The organism is Pontibacterium sinense (assembly GCF_015209595.1).
Classification (GTDB): Bacteria; Pseudomonadota; Gammaproteobacteria; order Pseudomonadales; family Balneatricaceae; genus Pontibacterium; species Pontibacterium sinense.
The window spans coordinates 1-26,503 of record NZ_JADEYS010000002.1; the positions used below are offsets into that span (position 1 = coordinate 1).

Annotated in this window: 26 protein-coding genes; 19 read left to right on the forward strand and 7 right to left on the reverse strand. The window is 49.7% G+C overall.

Annotated elements, in window-relative coordinates; genetic code table 11:
* Window positions 1-105: 105 nt before the first annotated feature.
* Entirely contained in the window at window positions 106-852 is a 747-nt protein-coding gene (locus tag IOQ59_RS02260; protein ID WP_193951638.1) for a sulfite exporter TauE/SafE family protein, read from the reverse strand.
* Window positions 853-1,217: 365 nt separating this feature from the next.
* On the opposite strand from IOQ59_RS02260, the gene IOQ59_RS02265 reads away from it, so the two are divergent.
* The 3 genes from IOQ59_RS02265 (at window position 1,218) to IOQ59_RS02275 (ending at window position 4,328) form a co-directional block, all read left to right on the forward strand.
* Window positions 1,218-3,224, forward strand: coding sequence for an SLC13 family permease (locus tag IOQ59_RS02265; RefSeq protein WP_228050636.1), 2,007 nt, complete (start codon window positions 1,218-1,220; stop codon window positions 3,222-3,224).
* 201 nt (window positions 3,225-3,425) lie between these two features.
* A complete protein-coding gene (locus IOQ59_RS02270; RefSeq protein ID WP_193951639.1) occupies window positions 3,426-3,746 on the forward strand; it encodes a hypothetical protein in 321 nt (106 codons plus the stop codon).
* Between the two features lie 210 nt (window positions 3,747-3,956).
* Window positions 3,957-4,328 (forward strand): bacteriohemerythrin, encoded by a 372-nt coding sequence (locus tag IOQ59_RS02275; protein ID WP_193951640.1) that lies wholly within the window; start codon window positions 3,957-3,959, stop codon window positions 4,326-4,328.
* A 14-nt stretch (window positions 4,329-4,342) separates the two neighbouring features.
* Here IOQ59_RS02275 and IOQ59_RS02280 read toward each other — a convergent pair whose 3' ends face one another.
* Complete coding sequence (locus tag IOQ59_RS02280; protein WP_228050637.1) at window positions 4,343-5,080, reverse strand: sulfite exporter TauE/SafE family protein; 738 nt, start codon at window positions 5,078-5,080, stop codon at window positions 4,343-4,345.
* A 533-nt stretch (window positions 5,081-5,613) separates the two neighbouring features.
* On the opposite strand from IOQ59_RS02280, the gene IOQ59_RS02285 reads away from it, so the two are divergent.
* The 5 genes from IOQ59_RS02285 (at window position 5,614) to IOQ59_RS02305 (ending at window position 10,992) form a co-directional block, all read left to right on the forward strand.
* Window positions 5,614-8,367 carry an MFS transporter gene (locus IOQ59_RS02285; protein WP_193951641.1) on the forward strand — a complete coding sequence of 918 codons (2,754 nt, stop codon included), beginning with the start codon at window positions 5,614-5,616 and terminating at the stop codon, window positions 8,365-8,367.
* Between the two features lie 104 nt (window positions 8,368-8,471).
* Window positions 8,472-9,338 (forward strand): DMT family transporter, encoded by an 867-nt coding sequence (locus IOQ59_RS02290; protein ID WP_193951642.1) that lies wholly within the window; start codon window positions 8,472-8,474, stop codon window positions 9,336-9,338.
* A gap of 83 nt (window positions 9,339-9,421) precedes the next feature.
* Window positions 9,422-9,940: a paraquat-inducible protein A gene (locus IOQ59_RS02295; protein ID WP_193951643.1), complete on the forward strand. Its 519-nt coding sequence runs from the start codon at window positions 9,422-9,424 to the stop codon at window positions 9,938-9,940.
* 122 nt (window positions 9,941-10,062) lie between these two features.
* Complete coding sequence (locus tag IOQ59_RS02300) at window positions 10,063-10,365, forward strand: antibiotic biosynthesis monooxygenase family protein (protein WP_193951644.1); 303 nt, start codon at window positions 10,063-10,065, stop codon at window positions 10,363-10,365.
* 48 nt (window positions 10,366-10,413) lie between these two features.
* Complete coding sequence (locus tag IOQ59_RS02305; protein ID WP_193951645.1) at window positions 10,414-10,992, forward strand: NUDIX hydrolase; 579 nt, start codon at window positions 10,414-10,416, stop codon at window positions 10,990-10,992.
* A gap of 204 nt (window positions 10,993-11,196) precedes the next feature.
* On the opposite strand, the gene IOQ59_RS02310 is transcribed toward IOQ59_RS02305, so the two are convergent.
* Window positions 11,197-12,855 carry a 2-isopropylmalate synthase gene (locus IOQ59_RS02310; RefSeq protein WP_193951646.1) on the reverse strand — a complete coding sequence of 553 codons (1,659 nt, stop codon included), beginning with the start codon at window positions 12,853-12,855 and terminating at the stop codon, window positions 11,197-11,199.
* A 374-nt stretch (window positions 12,856-13,229) separates the two neighbouring features.
* On the opposite strand from IOQ59_RS02310, the gene IOQ59_RS02315 reads away from it, so the two are divergent.
* Window positions 13,230-13,721 (forward strand): Lrp/AsnC family transcriptional regulator, encoded by a 492-nt coding sequence (locus tag IOQ59_RS02315; protein ID WP_193951647.1) that lies wholly within the window; start codon window positions 13,230-13,232, stop codon window positions 13,719-13,721.
* A gap of 95 nt (window positions 13,722-13,816) precedes the next feature.
* Here IOQ59_RS02315 and serC read toward each other — a convergent pair whose 3' ends face one another.
* Window positions 13,817-14,944 (reverse strand): 3-phosphoserine/phosphohydroxythreonine transaminase, encoded by a 1,128-nt coding sequence (gene serC, locus IOQ59_RS02320; RefSeq protein ID WP_193951648.1) that lies wholly within the window; start codon window positions 14,942-14,944, stop codon window positions 13,817-13,819.
* Window positions 14,945-15,132: 188 nt separating this feature from the next.
* Between serC and IOQ59_RS02325 the strand changes: the two genes are divergently transcribed.
* From IOQ59_RS02325 to IOQ59_RS02340, 4 genes are all read left to right on the forward strand, one after another.
* Window positions 15,133-16,692: an ATP-binding protein gene (locus IOQ59_RS02325; protein ID WP_193951649.1), complete on the forward strand. Its 1,560-nt coding sequence runs from the start codon at window positions 15,133-15,135 to the stop codon at window positions 16,690-16,692.
* 15 nt (window positions 16,693-16,707) lie between these two features.
* Window positions 16,708-17,391, forward strand: coding sequence for a response regulator (locus IOQ59_RS02330; RefSeq protein ID WP_193951650.1), 684 nt, complete (start codon window positions 16,708-16,710; stop codon window positions 17,389-17,391).
* 244 nt (window positions 17,392-17,635) lie between these two features.
* Entirely contained in the window at window positions 17,636-18,463 is an 828-nt protein-coding gene (locus IOQ59_RS02335; RefSeq protein WP_193951651.1) for a hypothetical protein, read from the forward strand.
* 314 nt (window positions 18,464-18,777) lie between these two features.
* A complete protein-coding gene (locus IOQ59_RS02340; protein ID WP_193951652.1) occupies window positions 18,778-19,734 on the forward strand; it encodes a sensor domain-containing diguanylate cyclase in 957 nt (318 codons plus the stop codon).
* Here the strand turns inward: IOQ59_RS02340 and bamJ are convergent.
* Window positions 19,727-20,200: a BamJ family beta-barrel-assembly machinery protein gene (gene bamJ / locus IOQ59_RS02345; RefSeq protein WP_193951653.1), complete on the reverse strand. Its 474-nt coding sequence runs from the start codon at window positions 20,198-20,200 to the stop codon at window positions 19,727-19,729. The two genes, IOQ59_RS02340 and bamJ, sit on opposite strands and share 8 nt — an antisense overlap.
* Window positions 20,201-20,441: 241 nt before the next feature.
* Here bamJ and IOQ59_RS02350 point away from each other — a divergent pair, with 241 nt between their 5' ends.
* The 5 genes from IOQ59_RS02350 to IOQ59_RS02370 are packed head-to-tail and all read left to right on the forward strand — an operon-like array spanning window position 20,442 to window position 23,293.
* Window positions 20,442-20,714, forward strand: a complete 273-nt coding sequence (locus IOQ59_RS02350; protein ID WP_193951654.1) for a BufA1 family periplasmic bufferin-type metallophore — start codon at window positions 20,442-20,444, stop codon at window positions 20,712-20,714.
* A 15-nt stretch (window positions 20,715-20,729) separates the two neighbouring features.
* The gene (gene bufB / locus IOQ59_RS02355; RefSeq protein ID WP_193951655.1) at window positions 20,730-21,569 is read left to right on the forward strand and encodes an MNIO family bufferin maturase; all 840 of its coding nucleotides are present in this window, start codon (window positions 20,730-20,732) and stop codon (window positions 21,567-21,569) included.
* Window positions 21,566-22,153 (forward strand): HvfC/BufC family peptide modification chaperone, encoded by a 588-nt coding sequence (locus IOQ59_RS02360; RefSeq protein ID WP_193951656.1) that lies wholly within the window; start codon window positions 21,566-21,568, stop codon window positions 22,151-22,153. The genes bufB and IOQ59_RS02360 overlap by 4 nt, the downstream gene beginning before the upstream one ends.
* A 3-nt stretch (window positions 22,154-22,156) precedes the next feature.
* Complete coding sequence (locus tag IOQ59_RS02365; RefSeq protein WP_193951657.1) at window positions 22,157-22,654, forward strand: RNA polymerase sigma factor; 498 nt, start codon at window positions 22,157-22,159, stop codon at window positions 22,652-22,654.
* A gap of 3 nt (window positions 22,655-22,657) precedes the next feature.
* Entirely contained in the window at window positions 22,658-23,293 is a 636-nt protein-coding gene (locus IOQ59_RS02370) for a hypothetical protein (RefSeq protein WP_193951658.1), read from the forward strand.
* 64 nt (window positions 23,294-23,357) lie between these two features.
* On the opposite strand, the gene IOQ59_RS02375 is transcribed toward IOQ59_RS02370, so the two are convergent.
* Complete coding sequence (locus tag IOQ59_RS02375) at window positions 23,358-23,978, reverse strand: TetR/AcrR family transcriptional regulator (RefSeq protein WP_193951659.1); 621 nt, start codon at window positions 23,976-23,978, stop codon at window positions 23,358-23,360.
* 136 nt (window positions 23,979-24,114) lie between these two features.
* Here IOQ59_RS02375 and IOQ59_RS02380 point away from each other — a divergent pair, with 136 nt between their 5' ends.
* Complete coding sequence (locus IOQ59_RS02380; RefSeq protein ID WP_193951660.1) at window positions 24,115-25,248, forward strand: MBL fold metallo-hydrolase; 1,134 nt, start codon at window positions 24,115-24,117, stop codon at window positions 25,246-25,248.
* Window positions 25,249-25,308: 60 nt separating this feature from the next.
* On the opposite strand, the gene IOQ59_RS02385 is transcribed toward IOQ59_RS02380, so the two are convergent.
* The gene (locus IOQ59_RS02385; RefSeq protein WP_193951661.1) at window positions 25,309-26,148 is read right to left on the reverse strand and encodes an enoyl-CoA hydratase-related protein; all 840 of its coding nucleotides are present in this window, start codon (window positions 26,146-26,148) and stop codon (window positions 25,309-25,311) included.
* Window positions 26,149-26,503 lie beyond the last annotated feature (355 nt).

Consider the following 26,503-nt stretch of genomic DNA (forward strand, 5'->3'; position numbering starts at 1 on the left):
GGGTACAGCCTCACCTGACCGGGGAGCTCTATCTAATCAAACAGAGCAGATGGAGAGATACAAGGTTGGGTTGAGCAGCGCGATACCCACCATCAAATCCCGGTACTAGATATTCTTCAGCACCAAGCTGGCACCAATGACGATCAGCAGGAAAAATGCAAAGCGGCGCATGTTGGTGTTGCTTAACGGCGGCGGATAACGTTTTCCGACCCAGGTGAACAGCGTCACCATCGGGATGCAGAAGACCGAGAAGATCAGCATATCCATCGTCAATCCACCTTGTGCACCGACCATACCGGTACGGGCCACAGCGCTGAGTAAAAAGATGCTCACCAAGCACAGGCGAATTGTTTTCAGGTCAAACGGCTGCCGATAAAACAGGTAGACCAGAGGCGGTCCGGCCATGCTGAACAACCCCGCCATAACACCCGCTGCTGCGCCAGACCCAGCGAACATTGCGGTTGAAGAGGGCGCTTTCAAGGGCTCCGGTTTTAGCATAATCATCAGGCCCGCCCCAATAATTGTCACGCCTAGCAGGAGTTGAAGGATGTGATTGAACTCTTCGCTCATGTAATCCAATAAAAGCAGACCCAGCATAATTGCCGGGAACATACCTGCACACGTCAGGCCGACACGCTTCAGATCCAGCGTCTTTGTGTTGCCTTTTATTGCGACAAGGCCGTTGATAAAGGTGACGGCACTAATAATGACCGAAGTGAAGGCAATCGGAACCAGATCAAAGGTGGTTACGGCTCCCATCACTATCATGCCCAGTGCGAAACCGGTCACGGTCTGCACGTAGGTGGCGAAAGCAATAATGGCTATAAAAGGCAACAGGGTCATCAGTTCCATCAGTGGGGTATCAACCTCTCTGGGCATTAAAAATAAGTATGGAAGAAAAGAAAAAGATCAGTCGGTGACGGGCTCTGGGCGGAGCTTTGACCGATGGGTCGCAAGTGTAAAGAAGCATACCATGGCTTTGATGATCCAGATTAGACCTTAGAGTGGGTCCAGGTTGGCCCCATCTGGGTGCTGGCTCCATATGTGCTAGCGGTCTGGTCGTTGTTCAGAATCGACCCTCTACTTAGCATGGGTATAGGAGCCAGAACTTCGTCAAACGCAAATGCGTTAGGCGGCAACTGGCTAATTTTCGGTTTGGTGGATGAAGTGGATGCCGGGAACGTGTCCACGGAAGCTTATTCACTTTGGAGAAGGCAATGTCTGTGACAAACACTTCAGATAATAAAAATGAAGCAGACCTAAAAAGTTCGACCGCAGCACCCAAACGGCAGCTGCCGATGAAACAGCTCGTCGCCGGTGGTGTGTTTCTGGCGCTTGCGTTGCTGATCAGCCAGATGGTGCCAAGTATTGAAATTGCTTGGGTCAGCGCTATTTTGCTACTGACTATTTATCTTTTTGCCTTCGAAATCGTGGGTGTTGATGTCGCTGCGGCGACCATTATGGTGCTGCTGGGCCTGACAGGACTGTTCGCACCCATAATGGGGTTAAGCGAAGGGCTGGTGCCAAATTCTGAACTGTTTAACGGCTTCTCCAGTAACGCGGTGATTTCGATCATCGCGGTGATGATCATCGGTGCCGGTCTGGATAAGACGGGATTGATGGGCAAAGTCGCTAACTGGATTCTGAAAGTGGGTGGTACAACAGAAACTCGTATTATTCCAATTATCTCCAGTACCGTTGGTTTTATCTCCTGCTTCATGCAGAACGTAGGTGCTGCGGCGCTGTTTTTACCGGTGGTGAGTCGTATATCTGGCCGTACCGGTTTGCCTTTATCGCGTTTGCTGATGCCAATGGGCTTCTGCGCGATTCTGGGTGGCACGATGACTATGATCGGGTCCAGCCCGCTGATCTTGCTGAATGACCTTATTCTAACCTCGAATCAGACATTGCCTGCAGACCAGCAGATGGATACCTGGTCTCTGTTCTCTGTGACGCCGGTGGGTATCTGTTTGGTGATCACGGGTATTTTGTATTTCGTGATTGCGGGTCGATTTGTACTGCCTACTACGAAGGGTGAAGATACCAGTACGAATACCATGGACTACTTCAAAGAGATCTACGGTCTCGACTGTGACGTGATGGAAGTGATGGTATCGCCTGACTCCTCGCTGGTGGGTCAGACACTGGAAGACTTTGAAACCGAAAACAGTGTACGTGTCACCGCTGTGCAGCTGGCCAACGGTAAGCAGCGTATCGGTAACGGTGGTTTAGCGCGTACCGTCGCGGTGGAAGAAAACTCTGTGCTGGCGGTGATCGGTGAAGCCGGTGCACTGGAGTCTTTTGCTAATAGATATGATTTGCAGCGCCGCCCGGATATGGAAACCTTTTCGGAAGCGTTGTCGTCGGGTAAGTCTGGTATTGCCGAATTGGTTGTTCCGCCGGGTTCTCAGCTGATCGGTAAGTCTGCATTAGAACTGCGTTTACGCAATGTCTATGGTTTAACGCTGATGGCGTTGCACCGTTCAGGTGAAACATCCCATGCCGGACAGGGCGTCCGTGCTATCGAGTTTGAGCCGGGTGATACCCTGGTGTGCCACACCTCATGGGAATCTCTGGCGCGCCTGGAACGTGATCGTAACCTGGTCGTGATGACGCAGAGTTACCCGAAAGAAGAATTACGTCCGCACAAAGTTAACTGGGCGTTGGGTTTCTTTGTAATCGCGTTGACTATGGTGTTGTTCACGGATATTCGTCTGTCTGTTGCTCTGATGACCGGGGCAATGGGTATGATTCTGAGTGGTGTGCTAAGCATTGATGAAGCCTACGAGGCGGTCAGCTGGAAGACTGTGTTCCTGCTGGCGAGCTTGATCCCGCTGGGTATGGCCGTTGAAAGTACAGGCACAGCGGCGTGGATTGCGGATCAAACTCTGAGTTTGCTCGAGGGTATGCCGATCTGGGGTATTCAGGCGGCAGTAGCGGTTTTGGCGACGTTCTTTACCTTAGTGATGTCCAATGTTGGCGCAACAGTATTGTTGGTACCTTTGGCGGTGAATATTGCCATTGGGGCGGGCGCTGATCCTGCTGTGTTTGCACTGACTGTCGCGTTGGCAACATCTAACTCCTTCCTGATCCCAACTCATCAGGTAAACGCTTTGATCATGGGGCCTGCGGGTTACCGGGTGCCAGACTTCATCCGTGCGGGTGGCATCATGACCATTCTGTTCCTGGTTGTATTAATCGTGATGATGAATCTGGTCTTCTGATAACCGGATTCAGTATTCAAGCCCTGTAGCGGCGTTGCTGTTACAGGGTTCTTCGCTTTCCTTCCTCGCTGTTTCTTTTCAAGCAATATACGCCTGCAAAATAATTTTCTCCTTTTCAGACTCATTTCAGCTGTGTGGCTTAAGTTTTTAGTAGAGGCACCGTAAACACGGTGATTCAAGGGCCTGGAAGAGGTATGTGTCATGGATACTCAGCTGCAATCAAACCGTTTAGTACGGGAAAATGGCCAGTTCTCAGGAACTGGGGGCGTGAGTGAGCAAAATCAGCATCAGGGTTTTATCCCCGCGTTTATGGATAAGTTGAGCGGCGATATCGTACTGTCCCGTTTTAGAAATGGGATGCTGGCACCTATTCACACACTTGATGGATTACCTGAGTGTTGGGTGACAGCCCGCGATGTATCTGGACACGTCACTGAGATTAAAAGCTCAGTGATCTCGGGGTTCTTTCGTTTAGGGCGTTTCTTTACCCGTGAAGAAGCGGCGGCGTTGGTTCGTATTTGATCACTCGCATCAGCTTTCCTCTTTGACAGTGCTTTCCAGCAATCAGCGTGTTGGAACGATCACCCTATAGCAACATTGGTTCATCACCGGGGCACAAAACACCTAAAACTGATCCTTGTCATGAAGGTGTCTTGTGGACCTAGCACATCTACGAACGGGCACTTAGGCTTAAATAATAAGTCTGAATAAATAGGCCGGGTAGGGTGATTCATGGTGATGCAAAAAACCAGCGAACTGATATGGCAGGATGCACAACATCAGCAACTGTTTCGTCTGATTGATCAGATAAAAGAAAGCCGTGTGGATAACAGTGTGTTTAAGAAACTAAACGATTACGCTGAGTATCATTTCATGCTGGAAGAGCAATATATGCTCGAATTGGATTATCCTGATCGGGATGCTCATAAGGACGCGCACAACAAGTTTCGTCGTGAGCTGGCCACAATGCTGGAAGAGCATCAAAGTTATGATGAAGATCTGCGCAAAAGCCTGTCGCTGTTTCTGCGTGAATGGCTCATGCGTCACGTGTTAGGCACAGACAAAAAGCTTGAACGCTTCATCATGGAATCGAACAGTAAATAGCGTTTGTTCTTATGTCAGCTATAGAGTTGAGTAAATGCCCGCCACAATATGGCCATGCTGGAGCCGAGTGAGAGCAGAGCAATCAACGGTTTCAGGTAGCTGCTTTTAAAACGACTATCCAACAGAATCGATACCAGAAAACCAAGCACCACGCCCGGTATCATCTGGAGTGTGAGCGTGACTTGCTCTGCTGTAAAGTGACCTGACCACGCGAGCACACTCAGCGACATCAACGTCCCGATCAAGAAATACAATCCAAGTTCCGCGCGTGCCTGTTGGGGTTCACTGTTTTGATAGACCAGTGCAATGGGTGGTCCGCCAACGGATGTTGTTGTGCCCATCACGCCGGAGAAGAATCCTGCAACCATCAGGTTGCGTGGGGATTGATGTAGTTTGATATGACGATAGGTCAGTCCTACCGACAGCATAATCAGCAGTGCGAAACCAATCATCAGTAACGACTGAGGCAGCAATGTCAGTAGGGTAATGCCGATGAGCACACCGGGAAGGCGTCCATATAAGGCTAGACGGGTGTTGCCGAATTGCAGCTTCTGGCGATAGCGGAAAGTGTTCAGCACACAGAGTGTACAACCCAGCGAGAGAATCGGAGCGGGTAAAAATGTACTGTCGATCAGGACCAAAACGGGTGCTGCGATAACTGCGATGCCGATCCCCGTTAAGCTTTGCAAGATAGCGCCGAGTGTGACTGCTATAAGTGCCGTGGTAAATAAAATCGGGTCAGAAATCATCATGCAAGGCGCGTGTAGGGAGAGGGGGCGGCATTATCATAAACCCTTGTTACCCCGCCAAGTAAGTAATTCTCATAACGCTATGAGGAATATTTATCCTGCCAGTAAAGTGATCACGACCAGGTCGTTATTTTCTTGTCCAATCGCGACATATTTTTCGTGAAATTTGACTATTTTGGCCCTTCTTTTTAGAGAAAAATACCGCCCAAAAAAGATTTTTAAAATGGATTGCTTTCAGCCTTGATCTAAAATAGCATCGCTTGAAATTGATGACTTGATCCAACCGGGCGTGAACGAATGAACTAATAGCCTGGACAAGAGCACCATACATTTAGACTAGCCGATACGCTTCTGCCGAATGCTTCCCGAGGGAACTGATCGGTTGTCGCCGTCGGCTTTTGTCGTTCTTGGAGCACCGAGAAATGGCTAAAAGCCATCCGGTGGACTTAACTAAATTACCAGTCTGGCTATATCTTAAGCGCTTTAACTCACTCAGCCTTGAGAATCCGACGTCTTAACCCATAGAGTTTGCCGCCGTGACCGCGACGTTCTTTTCACTCATTTCATTGTTTGTCAGTTGCTTTATTCTCCTTCTGGGGAACGGGCTGATGAACGTGCTGTTACCCGTGCGCATGGGGCTGGACGGGGTCAGCACGGATTGGATCGGTCTGGTGCAGTCGCTCTACTACGTTGGCCTGTTGTTAGGGGCGATTTACAGTAAAAACCTGATTATGCGTGCGGGTCATATTCGTATGTTCGCGGGCTGCGTGTCGCTGGGTGGCGTCAGCATGCTGATCTGCAGTTTGTTTGCAGATGCTGCGGTATGGGGCGGGATGCGTTTTGTGCTTGGCTTCTGCAACGCGTGTGCCTTTACGGCCATGGAAAGCTGGCTGAGTGACGCGTCAACGAAAGATACGCGTGGCAAGGTTCTCGCTGTATACAATGCGGTCGTTTTAGCAGGTCTGTTTATCGGGCAGTTCTTTATGAACATAGCATCGCCTGAGACCACAACGTTATTTGTCTTTGCCGGGGTTTTGCTGAGTTTGTCGGTTATCCCCGTTGTGATGAGCCGTCACAAAGGACCTGTTGTCGAAGATGCCAGTTCGATGTCTCTGCGGGCACTCTTTAAGATCTCACCGCTGGGCGTAGTGAGTTGTCTGATCTCCGGCCTGATCTACTCGGCGGCGTTTAACCTGTTACCCGTGTTTGCGAAAGAGTACGACATCGTTGATTTCCAGCTTTCACTGTATATGGGGGCGGCAATTCTTGGGGCGTTCCTGCTGCAATTCCCGGTAGGGTATCTTTCGGATCGTTTCGACCGTCGAACGGTGTTGTTATGTCTGTTGGCATTGTCCGCCGCGAGTTGTATCGCGGTGAACGTGTTGGCGCTGATGGGGATGACCTGGGCTGTCTTTCTGGCGACAGCGATCACCTGTGGCATCATCGCCTGTACCTATCCGATCAGTATCTCAGAGGCGTTTGATAAGTTGCGTCAGAATGAGATGGTGGCCGCAATGGGCAGTATGATTCTGGCGTTTTCTGTCGGCGGAGTACTCGGGCCTTATACCGCTTCATTGGCGATGCAGGCGTTCGGCAATAACGCATTGTTCTATTTCCTGGCGGTGATTCAGGCTCTTTTGGCGATGTTTGTGTTGTATCGCATGCAGGTGCGAGAAGCATTGCCGGTGGAAGATCAGGAGAACTTCGTCATGCAGGGGGCGGGTATGTCTGCTGCCGTCGATCTTGATCCACGTACTAAATATATTGAGTCTGAAACACCGTTGAGTGCTGAAGCAGAAACAGTGATCAGTGTTGCACTGCATAACCCTGCTGCGGCTGTGAAAATGGCACAGGCGATTACCTTGAGTGATCCTTCTAAGGGTGTCGAGTTGGCGGGAGTCGTTGCGGAGGTCGAGGGTGTTGATGTCTTTGACCTGTATGAAGTCATGAAACAGGTGATCCCATCTCAGATCCTGAATGTGACCAATGCCATTGTCACTACGCGCCCTGAGCTGGCCACTGAGTTGGTGGCGAAATTGGCTGAGTGGTATCCCGATCAGGTGGTGAGCATTGCGCAGGAAATTGGTCGCACCTTCCCTGAGCGTCGTATGGAGATGGCACGTGCAGCGGCAGAAGCGGCCCCGGAAACGGCGATTGAGGTTGCTGAGTACTATGCTCAGGTGTTTGCGGATGAACGTGAAGCTCTGCGTCCGGCAGATCGTGCCGATGATACCAGTGAAGAAGATGCGGTGAATGTCGTATCTGAGCTATGGGATGTAGCACCTGATCAGGCGCTGGATATGGCGGCTACCATGGTCGATGCGGTGCCAGAAACAGCGGTATCGGTTGCCGAAGAGTATATGGCTAGTGACCTGATTGAGGCCGCATTGGAAGTCAGTCATAACGCTGAAAAATCTTCGGGTAGTTCTTTGGAGCAGTTGGAAAATGCCTATCAGCAACAGGTGGATCTGGTATCGCGACTGGCTGAGGTAGCACCCGAACAGGCGGTTGATGTTGCTGTTGCGGTGGTAGAAGCAGAACCGGAAAGTGCATCTGAAGTGGCGGCTGAATTGGCGGGTAGTATCTCTGCATCCGAAGATGAAGTCGCCGCGGAAGAAGCGGAACAGACTGATGCAGAGCCGGAATACGAAGAGATGGTGGAGCTGGCGTCGCGGTTGGCAGAAGCTGCGCCAGAGCAGGCGGTTGATGTTGCTGTTGCGGTGGTAGAAGCAGAGCCAGAAAGTGCAGCAGCTGTCGCAGCAGAGATTGCCAGTGGCTTTGGGGATTCAGAACAAGAGAGTGAAGACATTGACGTTGCTGATAAGGCATCGGATGTGACGGCGAGTGAGATGGATGATTCAGACGTTGCCAGTTATGAATCGTCCGTTGAGCTGGTGTCCCGTTTGGTTGAGGTGGCACCGGAGCAAGCGATGGATGTTGCTGTTGCGGTGGTCGAAGCTGATCCTGACAGTGCTGCTGACGTTGCTGCGGAGATGGCGGGTAACATTGCAGAGTCTGAATATGACACTGCTGAGGAAACCGATACTCACGTCGAAACAGATTTGGATGTGGCCTCCGATACAGTAGACGATACGCCAGAGCATGAAGCGGCGGTCGAACTGGTTCAGCGATTGTCTGAGGCAGCACCAGACAACGCTATGGATGTTGCGGTGGCGGTTGTTGAAAGCATTCCTGAAGCGGCATCTGATGTAGTTGATGCCATCAGCGCAGGGGATGAGGCAAAAGATGAGGAGTGGATGAACTCAGTGGACAACAAGCCTGAATCTTGAAGTGGTACCTGTGTAGCGGCATCGCCGTATTGACGTGAAAGAACAATCTGGTCTAACCCATGGGTTAGGGCCGGCGAGCCAGGATAATGGGAAGAGGGTAACGCTTGAACACGGATTACATGAAGGGCTTTTTACTCACCGCATTGGGTGTATTAGTACTGAGCTTTGATGCGTTACTGATTCGGCTGATCAATTCTGAATCGTTTGATCTGCTATTCTGGCGAGGGTTGTTGCTCAGTGTCGCCGTATTTTTCTGGTGCCGCTATCGCAAGCCTGAACAAGCACTCTTCAGTTGGGATGTTGCGTTTATTCGCTCCGCCTTATTGTTCGCAGTGAGTGCTATCTGTTTTGTCTCGGCGATTACGCTGACATCTGTGGCAAATGTGCTGGTGATCATCAGTGCGCAACCCTTATTTGCTGCGGTAATGGCCAGGATCTTTCTGCGTGAAAAATCTTCGCTGGTGACATGGATCGCGATTATCATCTCTATGCTGGGAATCAGCTGGGTGCTGGCGGGATCATGGCAAAGTCCCAATTTGGCAGGTGATTTGATTGCGCTGGTGTGTGGTTTGGCGCTGTCAGCTAAGTTTGTGAATGATCGTGCAAACTCAAAACGTGATATGACACCGGCGCTCATCCTCTCTGGTCTGATCATCGCAATCATCAGCGCAACCTTTGGTTCACCATTTAGCCTGCAAGGTCCAGAATGGGGGTGGATGTTGTTGCTGTGTCTCGGCATCGTGCCGCTGGCGTTTATTCTGATTACCCTAGGCCCGATGAGAATCCCCGCCGCAGAGGTGAGTATGCTGATGTTACTGGAAACAGCGATGGGCCCACTATGGACATGGCTTTGGTTGGATGAAGTACCTGGCGTTCAGGCGTTGCAGGGGGGAGCGGTGGTTATTGGTACGTTGCTGGTGCATGGCTTTATTCAGTGGCGTCGGAATCAGCGAAAATTTCCAACCGTATAGTTGAAGAGCGGTGTTTGTGATCATGAACACTCTGGTTATATCTACGGTCAGCGAGGGCTAACCGCTTACTGATAATAATAAGGATGAACGATATTTCACCCAATGATGCAGATCCTGTCGGCATTCCCGTAGTCCAAGCAAAACGAATGCGTTGGTTGTTGATTCTGGCAACGGGGTTGTTTTTGGTGGGGATTTGTTTGCCGATGATTACAGTCAGCAAATTTATCGTGGTGAGTAACTCCTTCTCCGTCATGTCTGGTGTGCTTGAGCTTCTCAGCAATGGTCACATATTACTATTCTCCGTCGTTGCAGCTTTTAGCATTGTGCTGCCGATTCTGAAAATAGGCGTATTGTTTAAGCTACTGGGTGCTGAATCATTCCAAACTCCGAAGATAAAACGTTATCTGCATCTGATGCATGAATACGGACGCTGGGCGATGTTAGACGTTATGGTTGTCGCCGTGTTGATCGTGACGGTCAAGCTCGATGCCATCGCTAGTATTGAAGTACATGGCGGGCTGTATGTCTTTGGTGCTTCTGTCTTACTGATTATGTTGATCACCAACAAGATCGTGCGGCTGACTAGCCACGAGGGTGTTTAGGGCTCTTTAAATTAAGGGCGTTATGCGTGCTGATAGTTGCCTATGCTCTGTTTTGGGTATTCATCAGATCTTAGATGCAACCCACATAACTAAACATACGGTCTATTGCTAAGGAAACCACAATGATCTTGGAAGTCGCTATTCTCGATGTGAAGGCAGGGGATGAGGCTGCGTTTGAAGTGGCATTTTCGAATGCACAGGCGATCATCGCCAGTATGCCGGGTTATGTCTCCCATGACTTGAAGCGCTGTCTCGAAAAACCGAACCGCTATATTTTGTTGGTTAACTGGCTAACGTTGGAGGACCATACGGAAGGTTTTCGTGGTTCTCCGGAATATCTTGAGTGGCGAGCACTTCTGCATCACTTTTATGATCCGTTTCCAGATGTTGAACATTATGAAATTGTGGACAGTCTTGCGGTATAGTAGCCCCCATTCTTATTGCTGAGCTTAGTTAGGCCTTTGGACTGCTTTATGTTTCTTCTCCGATTGATGTTTGTCGCTTCTCTGTTTCCGTTATACGCATCGGCGGGTTCACTCTCGGGTGTGAATGCGGGAGTGACACCTTATGCTTGCACGGACACAGGGGCGCAATATCTGTTGGCATATGACTCGCATCCGAAGCGACAGGGCTGGGGTGCGTTTGGTGGTGGACCGAAAGGAGATGAAACAGCCAGGCAAACCGCGTTGCGTGAGCTGTATGAAGAAACGAACTGTGTGTTTGATAAGGAAACGCTACGAACACTTAAGCTGAAAGGGCCAAGTAAGTCCGGACGTTTTTACAGCTACGTTGCGGAAGTCCCGTTCTTCCTGCTGACAGATATTTCTGCCCCACGTACCTGCCGTGATGTCGAACGGTCACAGTGGATATGGATCCCTCATGAATCTTTGATTGAGGGCCTGAACCGTGCCGATTCGAGTCCCGTTATCGTCATCCCGGGCCAACAGGAATTTCGATTTCCGCTTTGGCGTGGCGCGGCAAAATCGCTACGTAATTCGCTGGCTGATGGTTTCCTGACGGTTGGTGATCCGTGTCCAAGATCGGATTTCTGACCCCTTCGTCTGCTGATTAAACGGTTTATCTAATGGGACAAGCTCGGCGGAAAGTCTGTGGTTTGAGGACGGGTTTATCAGTGTGAATTACTCAGGATCGCGTTGATTAGAGCGATCCTGAGAAAGATCTGGCCGAATTTTTGGTTCAGCCTCAGGTTCAGGTTAAGCAGAAAAATCCGATTAAGCTGAACCTGATAGAGGGCATCAGGCCGCGACAACGGCGTGTTGGCTGCTACGACTGAAGGCAGTCAGTACCGCCTGCAGCGTGGCAGCTGAGGTATCGGCTGCAACCGCAACGGCGAAGTGTTGTTCGCCGTCGAGTTTGACGCCCACACAAGCCCGCGCTTTGGCATCGGTGCCTTTGGAAACGGCAAACTCATCAAAGTGGGTGACTTCAATCTGACAATCAAATTGACCCGTCAGCGCTGTGCAGAGTGCCCCAACAGCACCGGAGCAGGTACCTTGCAGTTTATGACCTGCTACGCGGACTTCTGCCTGAATCTGGTCGCCTTCATTGTGCAGGTCATAACCATCCAATACCCACGTATCCGCTACCGTTTCAAAGTTGTCTTCGTACAGCGCCTTGATCTCAGCAGGTGAGATTTCACGGCCGGTCACTTCGGTGGCTTTTTGTACTACTTTACTCAGCTCAGCGTGCATCCATTTTGGCAGTTCGATGCCATAGTCTCGTTCCAGAACCAGCGCTACACCGCCTTTACCACTCTGGCTATTGATACGGACCACTGCGTCGTATTCCCGGCCAATATCCAATGGATCGATTGGCAGGTACGCCACGTCCCAGTGCTGAAGCTCATGGGTATCGTGGTACGCCATCGATTTGCGGATCGCGTCCTGATGGCTGCCAGAGAATGCGGTGTATACCAATTCACCAGCCCAGGGGTGACGTGCAGGTACCGGCAGTTCACTGCAATACTCAACGGTCTCGATGATCTCTGAGATGTTAGAGAAATCCAGTTTAGGGTCGACACCTTGAGAGTAAAGGTTCATCCCCATGGTGATGATATCCATATTACCGGTACGTTCACCGTTACCCATCAATGTACCTTCAACCCGGTCAGCGCCGGCCATCACCGCCAGCTCTGCGGCAGCGACTGCGCAGCCACGGTCGTTGTGGGTGTGCAGGCTGATACGCACATGTTCACGTTGTTTCAGGTTACGGCAGAAGTACTCGACCTGATCAGCAAAGATGTTCGGCGTGGACATCTCGACGGTTGATGGCAGGTTAATCACCACCTTCTGGCCGTTTTCTGGCTGCCATTCGGCGATCACTTTGTCACAGACTTCCACGGCATAATCCATCTCGGTGCCGGTGAAACTCTCCGGTGAATACTGGAAACTCCAGTCGGTATCCGGGTGCTGCGACGCATACTGTTTTAACCATTTTGCACCTTGCACCGCGATATTGGAGATGCCGTCGCGGTCTAAACCAAACACCTGATCACGCTGAACGGTGGAGGTGGAGTTGTAGACGTGAACAATCGCCTGCTTTACACCTTTCAGAGATTCAAAGGTACGCTGGATCAACTCCTCACGTGCCTGAACCAATACCTGAATCGTGACATCGTCAGGGATCATCTCCTCGTCGATCAACTTACGCATGAATTCGTAATCGGGCAATGAGGCCGAAGGGAAACCTACTTCGATCTCTTTAAAACCCAATTTCACCAGCAACTGGAACAAGCGGGCTTTTTTCTCAACCGACATCGGGTTGATCAGCGCCTGATTGCCATCGCGTAGATCAACGCTGCACCAGTCGGGAGCCTGAGTGATCTGCTTGTCCGGCCAAGTGCGGTCTGTCAGACGAAGCGCTGGAAAGGGACTGTATTTACGATGGTCAAACATAAAACTATTCCTGAGTTTAGGTGTTGCTGGGATGTTAAATATATCGGTGGTTCATGCCATAAAGCCCCGCATTTTGGCAGAAACGGGGCTTCAGGTTTTCAGTGCACTTTTGGCGCTTGGGCTTGGTTCGATAAACCTGGAAAGTGACGGGTGATACCAGCTTGTGGCTGTTAAACCGCCGGTGACCGATAAGCCGCCGGGTATCTTCTTTCCGTGTAATGCTGGTGTTTCTGTCGAAGCAGCCAACGAGAGATAGTTTAGGCAAAGTGCTGCGCAATTAATCCGCTAAATTCAATGAATTAACGCTATTTGCGCAATAAGTTTAAAGCTATTAATATTTTATATCTAATATTATTGCGTAAAGATAAAAAATCATGAAATCTAATGTCGATTTGGATCGTTTTGATATCAAAATATTGCACGAATTACAGCGTGATGGTGGTGTATCGAACCAAGACTTGGCAGAGAGAGTAGGACTGACCGCCGCGCCGTGTTCAAGGCGGGTCAAACAGCTTGAAGAGAGCGGTGTGATTGGCGAGCGGGTGGTCAGGATCAACGAGCGGGCAGTCAACCTCAACCTGATTGCTATCTTGCATATCAGCATGGATAAACATATCCCGGAGCGCTTTGAAGAGTTTGAGCGTGAGATTAGTAACATGCCAGAAGTGATGGAATGTTTGCTGATCACCGGTCATGAGGCGGACTACCAGCTTAAGATTGCTGTGCCGGATATGGACAGCTATCACAACGTGTTGTTGGGAACGATCACGCGTATTAAGGGTGTGTCCGGCGTAAAGTCGTCATTTGTTATGCGTAAGATCGTCGATAGTTGTGCCGTACCGCTGAAATACATTACCCGCAGGTAATTCCTGGCGAACGGTTGGTGTAGATCAGGCCTTCACATCCTTGTGCTTGGGCTGTGTTTGCAGAGGTAATATGGGACTGAATATCTGCGTGTGGGTTACTGGGTAAAACGTGCCTCCCGAACACCAGCACTTTCAAAGAACAGGCTGGACAGTGTGAGCTGGTACATATGCATGGCGGTCACCAATGACTGCACATCGTCGATGGTAATCGCATTGTAAAGGCTGGCGCGTAAGCCTGTGCCGCGAGGATGTAATTCAATGGTGTTGATACCACGTCCTTTACAGTACATGGCAAAGGCTTCGTCGCTGATGCTGTTCCCCGTGCTGAAGACTACATTCATGAGCGAGCGATCTGACTCATTGACATGGGTGCGAAACAGACGGGAGTCGTCAATCGCGTCATAGATTAGTTTGGCTTTCTGTCGATTGATCTCTTCCATGCTACTCAAACCGCCGATCTGTTCTTCAAGCCATTTCAGCATCAGGTTGGTCACGTAGATCGAGAAAAGGGGAGGCGTGTGATAGCTGGAACCCGCTGTGATATGAGACATATAGTCCAGATAAGCCGGTAAGTTGTTGTTGAGAATCGCACGTTTACGTACGGCCACAACCGTGACTCCCGCTAAACCAATATTCTTCTGCGCATGAGCGTAGAGGCAGTTCACATTTTCCAAAGGAATGTCGCGGCTGAGGAAGTCAGATGATGCATCCAGTAGCAACGGCGTAGGGGAATCAGGCAGCTGATGCCACTGGGTACCCATAACGGTGTTGTTGGTACACAGGTGCAGGTAGCGTGCATCGGCGCGGCTGTTAAGGGTGTCTATCGACGGCAGTGCTTGGTAATGCTGGTTTTCACCGCTAGCGATGATGCTGACGTTACGCGCACAATGGCGAGCTTCACTGATCGCTTGTTGTGACCAGTAACCGCTGTCGACGTAATCAACTTTGTCGAACTCTTTTGAAAGATTCAGCGGAGCCATGACGAATTGCTGTGAAGCGCCACCTTGCAGTAAGAGCAGATCCCAGGCGTCATCTAACCGAAGGGACTTGCGTAACCGTTCGACCGTATCATCAATCAGATCTCTGGCGAGGATACTCTTATGGCTTAGCTCCATAATGCTTTTGCCACTGTTGCTGTAGTTGAACATCTCGTCCTGAATCTGGTTCAGTACCGCTGTGGGCAATGGGCCCTGTCCGTCGGAATAGCTGTGAGTAGGGGTCATGGCGAATTCCTTTTTATTCTTATGACTTCACGCTGATGGATCTGAACGAATGCAAAGCAGATCGTGTGTAGAGTTTGATTTACAGACTAAAAACTAAATGTGAGGTAAATGTGAGGTTGCTCAAGTCAGGCTATTTCTGGCGGGAATCAGGCGGTATATTGGCCTTCGTTGAAACGGAAATAAGGTAGATGCAGTCGATGAAACAAGGTGTGTTGCTGCGGCAGTTTTTTGTTTGGATCTTATTGGCGAACCTGCTGAGTATTGGCTTTATGACTGTTGTGGGTAAACATGCACTTGATCGCAGTGCGCGTGAGACAGTAGGTGACAGTCAGGTCGACAGGCTGGCATCTCTTGCGCGGGTGCTGGCGCGCCATTATGTGTACGCTGACAGTTGGCAACCTGTCATCGATAATCGTCGCCTTTGGCGGACTCTGGCTTCGCCATTAGCGCTACTTCCGAATCCCGATGGCAGCTTGCCCGATGACCGTGATATGCGTCGCAATCACAGCTACCTCCATCCTATGCTCACATCTGAAAGTTATGGTGGCCGCCCGTCACTGATTGAAAAAGACCGGGTTGTTGATCCGTCAGCGGATGCGGAGCGTCAGAATATTTTGCCGCCTCCGCGTCGGCGTTTACCTTCACTGGATGAGTTAGCGGGTTCGTTATTACTCTACGATACCGAAGGTAACTTACTACGCGGAAATCCCAAGCATGAACGCATCACCTCGGTAGAAATACCTATTCGGGTGAGGGGTGAAATCGTGGGGGTTTTGAAGCGTCCGCGTCCGCTCAGAGAGATCCAGAAGATCAAGTTCAGTGTTTGGAATAGCGCGACTGAAACACTGGCTTGGGGATTCTTTATCACGGTCATTTTCTCTCTGATGTTTGCCTATATTGTGAGCAAAAACCTGACGCGGCCCTTAATACAAATATCGTCGGCGTTACGCAAACTGGCATCGGGTGATTTTACCGCTCGGGTTCCTGCCTTAAAAAACATGGCCTACAAACCGGTCAGTGATGATGTGAATTTTCTGGGTCATGCATTGGGTGAAAGTAAGGAAACCCGTCAACGCTGGATCAGTGATATATCGCATGAGCTGCGTACACCTGTAAGCATATTGAACGCTGAGATAGAGTCAGCAGAAGCGGGAATTCAAGGATCATCGGAAGATATGCTGGAATCGATGCGTGAAGAGATTACACAGCTCAATACTCTGATTTGTGATCTGAAAACCTTGAGTCACTCGGATTTAGGTGGCCTGAATTTTGACCGTAAAGAGATCAATGTGAATCGCTGGCTGCAGCAGTACGCAGGCAAAGTACGGAGTGCGACTGATAAACATCATCTGCAGCTTGAGAGTGCCTGTGCTGAATTTTCACAGAATGTGACTTTGTTTGCAGACGAAAATCGCTTACGTCAGGTGTTTGATAACCTGCTACAGAACTCGCTGCGCTATACCGATGCGGGTGGTCACGTCAGGTTAAGCGTGCGCCATATTGACCGCTCTCTGATCATTGTATGGGAGGACTCCGAACCTGCGGTACCGGAAGCGTCTTTGCCGAAATTGTTTGATCGTTTGTATCGGGTAGAACAGTCCCGGAGTCGGGCAACCGGAGGCTCTGGATTAGGTTTGTCGATCTGTAAGAGTATTATCGATGCTCAGGAAGGTACAATAGTTGCGCGCCATTCCGATTTGGGGGGGCTGGCGATTGAGATCACGCTCCCGCTTGATCAGGTGAAATAAAACGGAACATGACGTATGACGGATAATACGCCCACGATATTGATCGCAGAGGATGAACACAAACTGGCTAGGCTGTTGACCAACTATCTGCACGCTAAAGGCTACCGGTGTCACCACGTTGATCGCGGTGATCTCGTAGAGCCCTGGTTGCAAGACAATCATGCGGATCTGTTGCTGTTGGACATTATGATGCCTGGTAAAGAGGGGTTTGATGTGTGCCGGGATCTACGCAAAATCTCTTCCATTCCGATTATCATACTGACGGCGCGCGTAGAGCAGGTTGATGAGTTGCAGGGGCTTGATCTTGGGGCGGATGATTACATCTGCAAGCCGTTTGAAATGGCCAGTGTTGTGGCACGTATTCGCGCCACCTTACGCCGTAGCCAGCAGTTAACACCTACTCAAATGAGTCAGGAGTTTATCGAACTGGTAAGTGATTCTGCGAAACTTAGAATCAACAACCACGAGATTCAGCTGACCGCAGCCGAGTTTCGCTTGCTGGACGTTTTGCATAGCAACACAGGGCGTATCTTTAGCCGTGATCAGCTGTTGGATCGAATCCATGATGATCACCGAGTCGTTTCTGATCGAACCATCGATACGTTAGTTAAATCAGTCCGTAAGAAAATCAACGCAGTCTACTCCGAGCAGGTATTGATCCATTCCGTTTACGCGATGGGGTATAAGTTTGATTTCTGAAGAGGTTAAGTGCCTGGAAAGGAGTGGAGACGGTCTTTATTGAGTAACCTGAGGGGCGTGGCTGAGGTTTTCCATTCGATATACTTTCTGGCAGTAGCAAAGACACTCAAATCGCGGCACTCTGGATTGATAACGGTGCATTCAGTTACATTACCGCCTGCAAAAACAATGGATTGAGATTCTTGATGACTTTATCCTGACGCTATTTGCGACATCGAAACCAGAATTTTGGACCGCGCTATAAATGAGATCAATCCTCTACCTGTTAGGTGCGTTAGCATCATTTTCTACTGTTGAAGCTGCTCACGAGCGCGACTCGGACTGTACCAGTAACGTGTATCTCGTTGATAAAAGAGAACACAAATCGGACACCTGGACGCGCTTTGAGAAAACGCCGGACAGTGTGCCGGCTGTGATGGCGCAGATCTTTAAGGAAATTGGCACCGTCCCCATTGATGCTTCCGATGCGTATATCAGCAGTTTCTTTACCGCTGCGCCAGAGATTCAGGCCACGGATGAGAAGAAAAAAACGTTTGTTTGGCATCAGAGTGCGGGTAAGAACGAAGTGCACCTGAATCTGACCAAGGAGAACGGCTGTATAAAGCAGTTTGTTCTGTCCTACCGCAATCCAGCCTCTAAAAGCCGGAAGACAATCGAAAGCCTCATTCAAAACAACCTGATTCCCGAGCCGGGATTAGCGGCCTTTGCAAAGGATGATGAGCGCATTTGTCAGCTTCAACAGATTAAACATCAGCGTATTACTTACAGCGTTAATGGAAAGCCACGCTATATCACAGAAGAAAAACTGCCTGCATTTGCTGCGTTCACATTGCGAAGTTTTTTACATACCAGCCTGCATGGGGCTCAGAGAACGTTATATGAGTTAGGAGCGCCAGAACGGGTGAGACGAAATCTTGTGTGGAATGTCAAAGACGGTCACGGAAAACCCTATTTCATAGAGGTCGCTCAGGAGCAATCTTGTGACAAAACGATGAGCATCAATTGGAAAAACCACTATGGCGTCAAGTATCGTTTAGAGCGAGAGAATACCTTCGTAAATCCAGAGCCCTAATGAAATAAATGATTCCATCGGGTCGGGGTTAAGCGAATCAGTTGTTTTAAGTCCGACCATTTTATCGTCACATTGTTTTCTTCTCTTCAATTTTAGCCTCCAAATTTCCTTAAAAATCAGACGCTCGACAATGTATCGTTGCTTTCTTCATAGAAAGCTGGTCTGTAACCCTTTCTATCAACTATGTTTAAATCAGGTATTTTTTATCTTGGCATTTAGGTTGTATGGGGCGCTTGGTTTGGGTGGGCGTTTCTGTCACTTGAAGTGCAAGCTGGATTGAAAAATTAGGCTGCAATCAATGGATGAGATTGTCTATGGAGTATTCCGACGATTTTTTACGAGCTGTTCTGGATAGTGTGGATGTCGGTGTTGCTGTCATTGAGGGTGACGGGACGATTTTTTTCGTGAACGATCGATGGATTACTTTTGGTCAACGGAATGGTGTACCGGATACGGTGCAATGGCTAGGTGTTAACTACCTTACGGTTTGCGAAGAAGCAGCTGAAACGGGAGACTGCCTGGCGTTGGAGGCTGTACAGGGCATAAAACAAGTACTGAATTCTGGGCGACACTCATTTTCCTTAGAGTATCCTTGCCATAGTGACGAAGAGAAACGCTGGTTTATGATGCGTGTGTCATGTCTCGTGAGTGATGGAAAACGCTTTTGTGTTTTGTCACACCAGAACATCACAGAGCGTAAACTTGCTGAAGAGAAGGTTCTGAACTTATCCCGGCAAGATGGGCTAACCGGTTTGTATAACCGGCGGTACTTTGATGAATTTTATAAGCAAGAGTGGAATCGTTGTTTACGCCAATCCTTACCCATTACGCTGGTGTTGTTGGATATTGACCACTTTAAATCAGTGAATGACATCTACGGACACCAAATGGGTGATCAACATCTTCGGTCAGTTGCGCAGTGTGCAAATAGTTTTGCTAAAAGGTCGAGTGATATTTGTGCCCGTTACGGGGGGGAAGAGTTCGCCTTGGTATTGGGAAATACAACCGCGGAAGAAGCTGCTGTGTTGGCTACCAGGCTGGTTTTAGCGGTAGAGACTTTGGATATTCCCAATGAAACATCGCCAGTTAGTCCGGTCTTAACCATCAGTGCAGGGGTGGTGACCAGAGTACCTGACACATCAATACAAAAAGAAAGCTTGATTGAAGAGGCGGACAGGCTGCTGTATTTGGCTAAGAAAAAAGGCCGTAATCAGCTCTGCACCGCCAACATCGGATCAGTTCAGCGGAAGGCCGAAGAGACCCTTATTTAAAGTTCAATAGTTCGACATCAAAAATGAGCGTTGACCCCGGTGTAATGACGCCAGCAGAGCCATTGCCGTAAGCCAGTTCGCTAGGGATGTACAGTCGGGTTTTCTCACCTACAACCATCAACTGTAAGCCTTCAGTCCAGCCTTTAATGACCTGATTCAGGCCGAACTCAATCGGCTCACCACGTTCAACTGAGCTATCAAAGACGGTGCCGTCAATCAGCGTGCCGTGATAGTGCACTTTAACCTTTGAGGATGCTACTGGGTGTTCGCTGCCGGTGCCTTCCTGAAGTACCTTGTATTGCAATCCTGATGCGGTGGTTTTTACGTCGGGATCATTTTTATTGTCCGCTAGAAATTTTTCTCCGCTTGCTTTGTTTTCCGCCGAATGACGTTTGTTCGTTTGGCTGGTTTTGTACACAAAAAACACGATCACGATAAGTAGGAGAGGAAGAATAATCTCTAACATAACAGCGCCTTAGGTTGAATGAACGAAGCATCTAATAATGCGCGTAGGTCGGCTGCCTTGCAATGGTGGATCGTACGTTCGCATGGAATTAGTTCGCTGATTAGTGAGCGTTACTGGCTCTGAATTTTCATATTTGAAAAACAATTCAAAAAAGATGCAATCGAATCGAACATCCAAACGTCTCTTTTATTGAGTGGCCTGAATCCACTTCAACAATAATGCTTTGAGGAGAGACCCAACAATGAATAGCAAAACGTTGATTACCGCGACGATCATTAGCCTGAGTGCCGTTGCCACTTCCGCATATGCTGTGCCTGATGCGCCTAAGAACTGGGAAAAATGTGCGGGTATTGCAAAAGCGGGTATGAATGATTGTGGTGCGCTGGACGGTTCCCACGGTTGTGCAAGTCAGGCTAAAGCCGACAACATGGAGAATGAATGGGTATACGTACCTGAAGGCACCTGTAAGAAAATTACCGGTGGTGTTGTTGCTAAAATTAAGCCTGCTAAATAATCAGGCGGCGACAATATGACCGACAGAGGTTGTAGTGGCGCAGGCTTAGGCCTGCGTTCGCCCCATCTGCGTGAAGTGTTGCGGGATACGCCCGATGTTCCTTGGTTTGAGGTGCATATTTGCAACTATCTGGGAGGAGGGTTGAGTCGAGCTTTACTCCATCAGATCAATGAACGGTATCCGCTGAGCTTTCACGGTGTCAATCTGAGTTTGGCCGGGGTTGAACCTTTGGATGCGGAATACCTGAAACGTCTTAGGGTCGCAGTGGATGAGTTCAATCCTGCGCTGGTATCTGAGCATGCGTGTTTTACGACTCACGCGGGGCAGTACTTCCATGACCTGATGCCTGTGCCGTTTACGGATGAAGCTGTCCGGCATCTGGCTGGGCGGGTACGTGAGGTTCAGGACCGTTTGGGTCGACAAATTCTGATCGAAAATCTTTCGCGTTATTACAGTTACGATGAAAGCCATCTCAGCGAAGGTCAGTTTATGGCCGCGGTGTGTGACGAAGCAGATTGCGGATTACTGCTGGACCTGAACAACGCCTACGTCAACCAGTGTAATCTGGGTGAGGATATGACGCGTTTTATCTCTGAACTGCCATTAGCGCGGGTTGGAGAGATCCATCTGGCCGGGTTTACTGAACAGGATGGAATGCTGATTGATACGCACGGCGCTCCGGTATGTGATGCGGTGTGGCAATCCTATGCGGATTTCTGTGAACTGAGAGCTGATGTTCCCTGTCTGATTGAATGGGATGCCAATCTACCGTCGTTTGAGGTGTTGCTGGAGCAGCGAGAGATGGCGCAAAACATTCAGGACCAAGCTCAGACCGTAGGAGCAGAGCGCGCGTGAATGAAGCAGACAAACCGTCGAACGGCAGCAGCTATCGCGAATCGTTAACCGCGTTTGCCGATGCTGTACTGGAAGGCCAGTCGAACGTATCCGCGTATACCAACAACTACATGGGTGTGCATGCTTTAGCCCTGCATAATATTTTTCTGTGTGTGCGTTCACAGCTGGGCGAAACGCCGTTTGCGGCGCTGTCTAATGTCTATGTGCAGCACTTTCCGGCAAGCCAGTGGGATATCAATCGCTACGGTGACCAGTTCGCCGAGTTGTTGGCGGCTCAGGTGCATGGGGCGAGAGCCGATGCATTTGACTGGCCTGCGCTGGCGGCGTTGGCGGCGGTTGAGTACGCGATTACGGCTCAATATTATGCGGATGACGATGTAGGCCACGGGGGCGAACCGATCTTGGTTGATGCCGCGAGTGAGGTGAGTCTGGACCGGAGCTGGGTGCATCAGCTTGCTGAGTTACACCCTTACGCGGATATTGCTGTACGGATCTCTTTTGAATCGCCGGTTGCTATCTGGCGTGATGGGTTACGCATCAAAGTGATGCCTTCCGAGCAGGTGTTCAATGCAAGTGGGGACTGATGCATGAGCGATAAGATGCTCGATGAAACCCAACTTCAGACCTTATATCAATATGCCATGGTACTGAGCCAGCATCGAGATGATGCCTATGACCTCCTGCAGTCGGCCGTTGAATCGTATCTGATCAAGGTGAAGCGCGGGGCTCAGGTGATAGAATGCCCCGTCGCTTATGTGCGCACGCTGATCCGCAATCGTTACATAGACCACTACCGTTACCGACAGCGATGGCAAAGTGAATCCTTTGAAGAGCTGGCCCTTTACGATATTTCTCCGGTTGATCTGGAACAGGTGGTGATTGATTCGGATGAACTACAAGGTATCTGGACTCAGCTTAGTGTGGAGGATCGTGATATTTTGTATCACTGGGCTGTGCTTGGATACAGTACAGATGAAGCCTGTGCTTTATTAGATATGCCGCGAGGCACTTTTTTGTCGCGCATCCATCGACTGCGAAAACGCTGTCAGGCGATGAGCAATTCGTTATCTCGATCACAGGAGTAGGGTATGAAGCAGGATGAAACTGTCCATGCAAAACTGCCCTTGAAAGACGCAATCCGTCATCAGGCTGCGTCTGAGCAGTTGAGTGTTGGTCAACTAGATGAACTGCTGGCTATGCAGCGGGATGTACTTGTTGAGGCGCCGGTCAAGAGATCAAAGCTACCCGTATGGTTGGGTGCTGTTGCAGCCTGTTGCGTCTTGGTGGTGAGTCTATTTATCTGGCAGAACTCGACACAACAATACAGCCGGGATATTGCCTTGGAAGTGGCAGGTAACCATCTTCAGCTTAAGCCTATGGACGTAGAAACACAGTCTATGACCGAGATTCGCCGCTACTTTACGCAGCTGGACTTCTCGCCTGTGCGCTCAAGCTTATTGGAAACACAGTTTGATCTGCCGGAAAATCTGATGATTGGTGGACGCTATTGTTCAGTAAAAGGTGTTACGGCCACTCAGATCCGCTATCGGGGTACCGACAGTGAGCTGAGAACTTTCTATGAAGTAGGGTATGACGAAGAACGCTACGGGCATATTCCTGACATCGACAAGGGCGAAACACCACAGGAACTGATGGTGAAGGGTGTCAAAGTCACATTATGGGTCGAAAAAGGCCTGTTGATGGCGTTAGTTGCTGATATGTAACTGACGCTAAAGCGATCAAACCTAGGGTTAAAGCGGCTGAAAGGCCGCTTTTTTTGTCTTCTTGTCAGGTGTTTGGATCTATTGCGTGATGGCTCAGAAACATTTTTACGCTGTCGTCGATGATATACGTGCATTGCTCCTCCGTTGGTAATGGTAGATTCATCAAGAGCTGAGGCCAGAACAAACTGGCTTTCAATACGCCAATAAACTGATTGGCCGCGTAACTGGCATCGACGGGTTTAAGTCGCCCATCAGCAATAGCGTCTGCCACCCAGTTATCTAGCCCTTTCTCTTGTTGTTCGAAACGGGTCCGGGTTTCCTCCGCTAATTCAGGGGAGTGCACACACTCGACGAGTAGCACTTTGGCCAGATCCTGAAAGCGGGTGGATTGAAAAAGCGTTAGCTCTGAATGTGCAAATCGGGTGAGCTGATCAGCTAATGTCTGTTCGGAGGAGTAACCCACAACAGTATGGTCGCTGACGAAGTCGAACATCTGTTGTACCAGTTCCTGGAACAGTGCCTCTTTACTTGGAAAGTGGTTATAGACAGTGCGCTTAGATACCCCAGCACGTGCTGAGAGTGCATCCATACTGGTGGCTTGAAAGCCTTTCTCTCTGAACTCTCGTAACGCGGCGTCGACGATAGCCGCGCGTTTACGTTCACTAAGGGTAAGGTGTGTATTCACGAAATGCCCAAATTCCCGGATTCAAAAGTTTTGTAAAGTATACACTGATCAGTTTACTTTTATAAAATCCATAATTACACTGCACGGTGTAGTTTACATGTGGGTTGAACATTTAATTAGCCATAGAGTGTCCAAGATGAAGCGAAAGGGCGTATGGATTTTGGGAGGTGCATTGATCATGACAGCATGCAGCTGGAGCTTAAAACCGGACGTAATGTCGTTTGATGAGTCATCAAATTTTCGTGATGGCACTTTCCAGAATGCCCAGTCCTTCGAAGTCTCGGAAGGCGGCACGATGGCTAAGATATTGTGGCGGTATATGACTGAGGAGCGTATCGATGCCATGCCGGTCGATCCTGTACCCGTGCACGCAATGAATCCGGCAACGTTGGTTGAGGAGAATCAGGCGGGTGTTGCGATCTACCGTCTGGGGCATTCTAGTCTGCTGCTTGCCGTGGAGGGCACATTCTGGCTGATAGATCCGGTGTTCTCTGAGCGAGCGTCGCCATTTAGCTGGATTGGACCTAAGCGGTTTCATAAAACCCCGCTCGAACTGGCGCAGCTACCGGAGATAACCGGTGTGCTTATTTCGCATGACCACTACGACCATCTTGATAAAGACACTATTCGGCAGTTAAGTCAGCGTGTTGAACACTTTGTGGTTCCACTTGGCGTCGGCAATCATCTGCGGGAGTGGGGTGTTGAGAATGAGCGCATCCACGAACTTGATTGGTGGCAGAATGTGTCTGTTGGAGAGGTGGAGTTGACGGCGACCCCGTCTCAACACTTTTCGGGGCGGGGATTGCGTGATCGTAATACAACGTTGTGGGCATCGTGGGTGATCAAGGCATCAGATAAGATGGTCTATTTTAGCGGTGATACAGGTTATTTTGATGGCTTTAAAGAGATTGGTGAACGTTTAGGGCCGTTTGATCTGACGATTATGGAGAACGGCGCTTATGATCAAAACTGGTCGCAGGTACATATGACACCGGAAGAGACGTTACAGGCTCATCTGGATCTTAAAGGTGATGTGATGCTGCCGGTACACAACGGCACTTTTGATCTGGCGATGCATCCCTGGTATGAACCACTTGAACGACTGGATGCGTTGGCTGTGGATGCTCAAGTCACGTTGGTAACCCCTGAAATGGGCCAGAGACTTGCGTTGACGGAGCTATCTACCGCAAGTACTCAACGCTGGTGGCGGACCGGTTCGATAGCGCAGAGGTCGATAGGAAATGCCGACGAGCTGAAGCACTCTATGTGATACCTGATGCACGAAAATCGGGTTACCCGCAGGCCGGGTAGCCCGATATATCGGGGGCTATCAGTTGCCTTGATAGTAGCCCGGACGTTTTTCAATAAATGCGTTGATCGCTTCCATATGGTCGTTTGTGTTGTGACACATGCCCTGGAATACGGCACACAGTTCAAGGAAGTCTTTTAGCTCATGGCGTTGTGCTGATTTCAGCAGTCGTTTGGTCATGCGCAGTGCCTGTGGTGGCTTCGATGCCATCTGGCGAGCCATTTTCATCGCAGCGGGCAGCAGTTCTTCTGGTTCGACAACATCCAGCACAATGCCTAGCTCTTTGGCTTCATCCGCTTTGATTACACGTCCGGTTAACGTCAGTTCGGCGGCGCGTTGATAGCCAATCAGACGCTGCAGGAACCAGGCACCGCCATCTCCAGGGATGATCCCCAGATTGACAAAGGTTTCACCAAACATCGCTTTGCTGGATGCAATGCGGATGTCGCACATGCATGTCAGGTCAAAACCTGCGCCAATGGCGGGTCCGTTGACGGCAGCAATCACCGGGATTTCCGCTTCAGACATCGCCAGTGGGATGCGCTGGATGCCCGCGCGATATTTTTCCTGCACTTCATACACATCGCCGCCGAACGCGGCATCTTTATGCTCAGTGTCCCGTAGCTGCATCTCTTTGATATTACCGCCCGATGAGAACGCGCTGCCTGCACCGGTCAACACCAGAACCGACACGTCCGGGTTACGGTTCGCCCACGCGACCGTGTTGCAGATATCGTCGATCAGGTTACAACCGGTTAGTGCGTTACGCAGGTCATCGCGGTTGAAGGTGAGTAGCGCGACGCGATCTTCGAGTGTCAGTGTTGCATCTGAAAGAGAGGGATATGCCGGGATGCTGGCCATAAAAACATTTCCTTGGTTTTTGTTTTTCTCAGGTGCACAGCATAAGTGATTATGTAGCAGGGGTCTAAGGGAAAGTACTTATTGTTGGTGTGGTGATGTGTTCCAAATCGTTGCAATAGTCGTGGCGTTGCCTTCACCAATTGATCAATTTTGATGCACTTTTGCTGATTTATGAGGCTGACCGTTGGTATGGAAAAAATAATAGCCTATAGGTTTGAAGGAGTTGGAGCGCTTTTCAACAGAGTGGCATAGCTGATGCCTTATCTTAACTAGAACGCTAGGTAATGGGCGCTGCGATAAGAGACCGTAAAACAATAATACGCAGGCCTGGAGACGAATAAACAGTTCACAGTGG

Coding starts and splice junctions, on each gene's coding strand:
- bufB (WP_193951655.1), top strand. CDS start 20,730: ATGACCGACAGAGGTTGTAGTGGCGCAGGCTTAGGCCTGCGTTCGCCC.
- IOQ59_RS02305 (WP_193951645.1), top strand. CDS start 10,414: ATGTTTCTTCTCCGATTGATGTTTGTCGCTTCTCTGTTTCCGTTATAC.
- IOQ59_RS02310 (WP_193951646.1), bottom strand. CDS start 12,855: ATGTTTGACCATCGTAAATACAGTCCCTTTCCAGCGCTTCGTCTGACA.
- IOQ59_RS02280 (WP_228050637.1), bottom strand. CDS start 5,080: ATGATGATTTCTGACCCGATTTTATTTACCACGGCACTTATAGCAGTC.
- IOQ59_RS02275 (WP_193951640.1), top strand. CDS start 3,957: ATGGTGATGCAAAAAACCAGCGAACTGATATGGCAGGATGCACAACAT.
- IOQ59_RS02330 (WP_193951650.1), top strand. CDS start 16,708: ATGACGGATAATACGCCCACGATATTGATCGCAGAGGATGAACACAAA.
- IOQ59_RS02315 (WP_193951647.1), top strand. CDS start 13,230: ATGAAATCTAATGTCGATTTGGATCGTTTTGATATCAAAATATTGCAC.
- IOQ59_RS02370 (WP_193951658.1), top strand. CDS start 22,658: ATGAAGCAGGATGAAACTGTCCATGCAAAACTGCCCTTGAAAGACGCA.
- IOQ59_RS02380 (WP_193951660.1), top strand. CDS start 24,115: ATGAAGCGAAAGGGCGTATGGATTTTGGGAGGTGCATTGATCATGACA.
- IOQ59_RS02300 (WP_193951644.1), top strand. CDS start 10,063: ATGATCTTGGAAGTCGCTATTCTCGATGTGAAGGCAGGGGATGAGGCT.
- IOQ59_RS02350 (WP_193951654.1), top strand. CDS start 20,442: ATGAATAGCAAAACGTTGATTACCGCGACGATCATTAGCCTGAGTGCC.
- IOQ59_RS02260 (WP_193951638.1), bottom strand. CDS start 852: ATGGAACTGATGACCCTGTTGCCTTTTATAGCCATTATTGCTTTCGCC.
- bamJ (WP_193951653.1), bottom strand. CDS start 20,200: ATGTTAGAGATTATTCTTCCTCTCCTACTTATCGTGATCGTGTTTTTT.
- serC (WP_193951648.1), bottom strand. CDS start 14,944: ATGACCCCTACTCACAGCTATTCCGACGGACAGGGCCCATTGCCCACA.
- IOQ59_RS02295 (WP_193951643.1), top strand. CDS start 9,422: ATGAACGATATTTCACCCAATGATGCAGATCCTGTCGGCATTCCCGTA.
- IOQ59_RS02335 (WP_193951651.1), top strand. CDS start 17,636: ATGAGATCAATCCTCTACCTGTTAGGTGCGTTAGCATCATTTTCTACT.
- IOQ59_RS02270 (WP_193951639.1), top strand. CDS start 3,426: ATGGATACTCAGCTGCAATCAAACCGTTTAGTACGGGAAAATGGCCAG.
- IOQ59_RS02365 (WP_193951657.1), top strand. CDS start 22,157: ATGAGCGATAAGATGCTCGATGAAACCCAACTTCAGACCTTATATCAA.
- IOQ59_RS02340 (WP_193951652.1), top strand. CDS start 18,778: ATGGAGTATTCCGACGATTTTTTACGAGCTGTTCTGGATAGTGTGGAT.
- IOQ59_RS02265 (WP_228050636.1), top strand. CDS start 1,218: ATGTCTGTGACAAACACTTCAGATAATAAAAATGAAGCAGACCTAAAA.
- IOQ59_RS02385 (WP_193951661.1), bottom strand. CDS start 26,148: ATGGCCAGCATCCCGGCATATCCCTCTCTTTCAGATGCAACACTGACA.
- IOQ59_RS02325 (WP_193951649.1), top strand. CDS start 15,133: ATGCAGTCGATGAAACAAGGTGTGTTGCTGCGGCAGTTTTTTGTTTGG.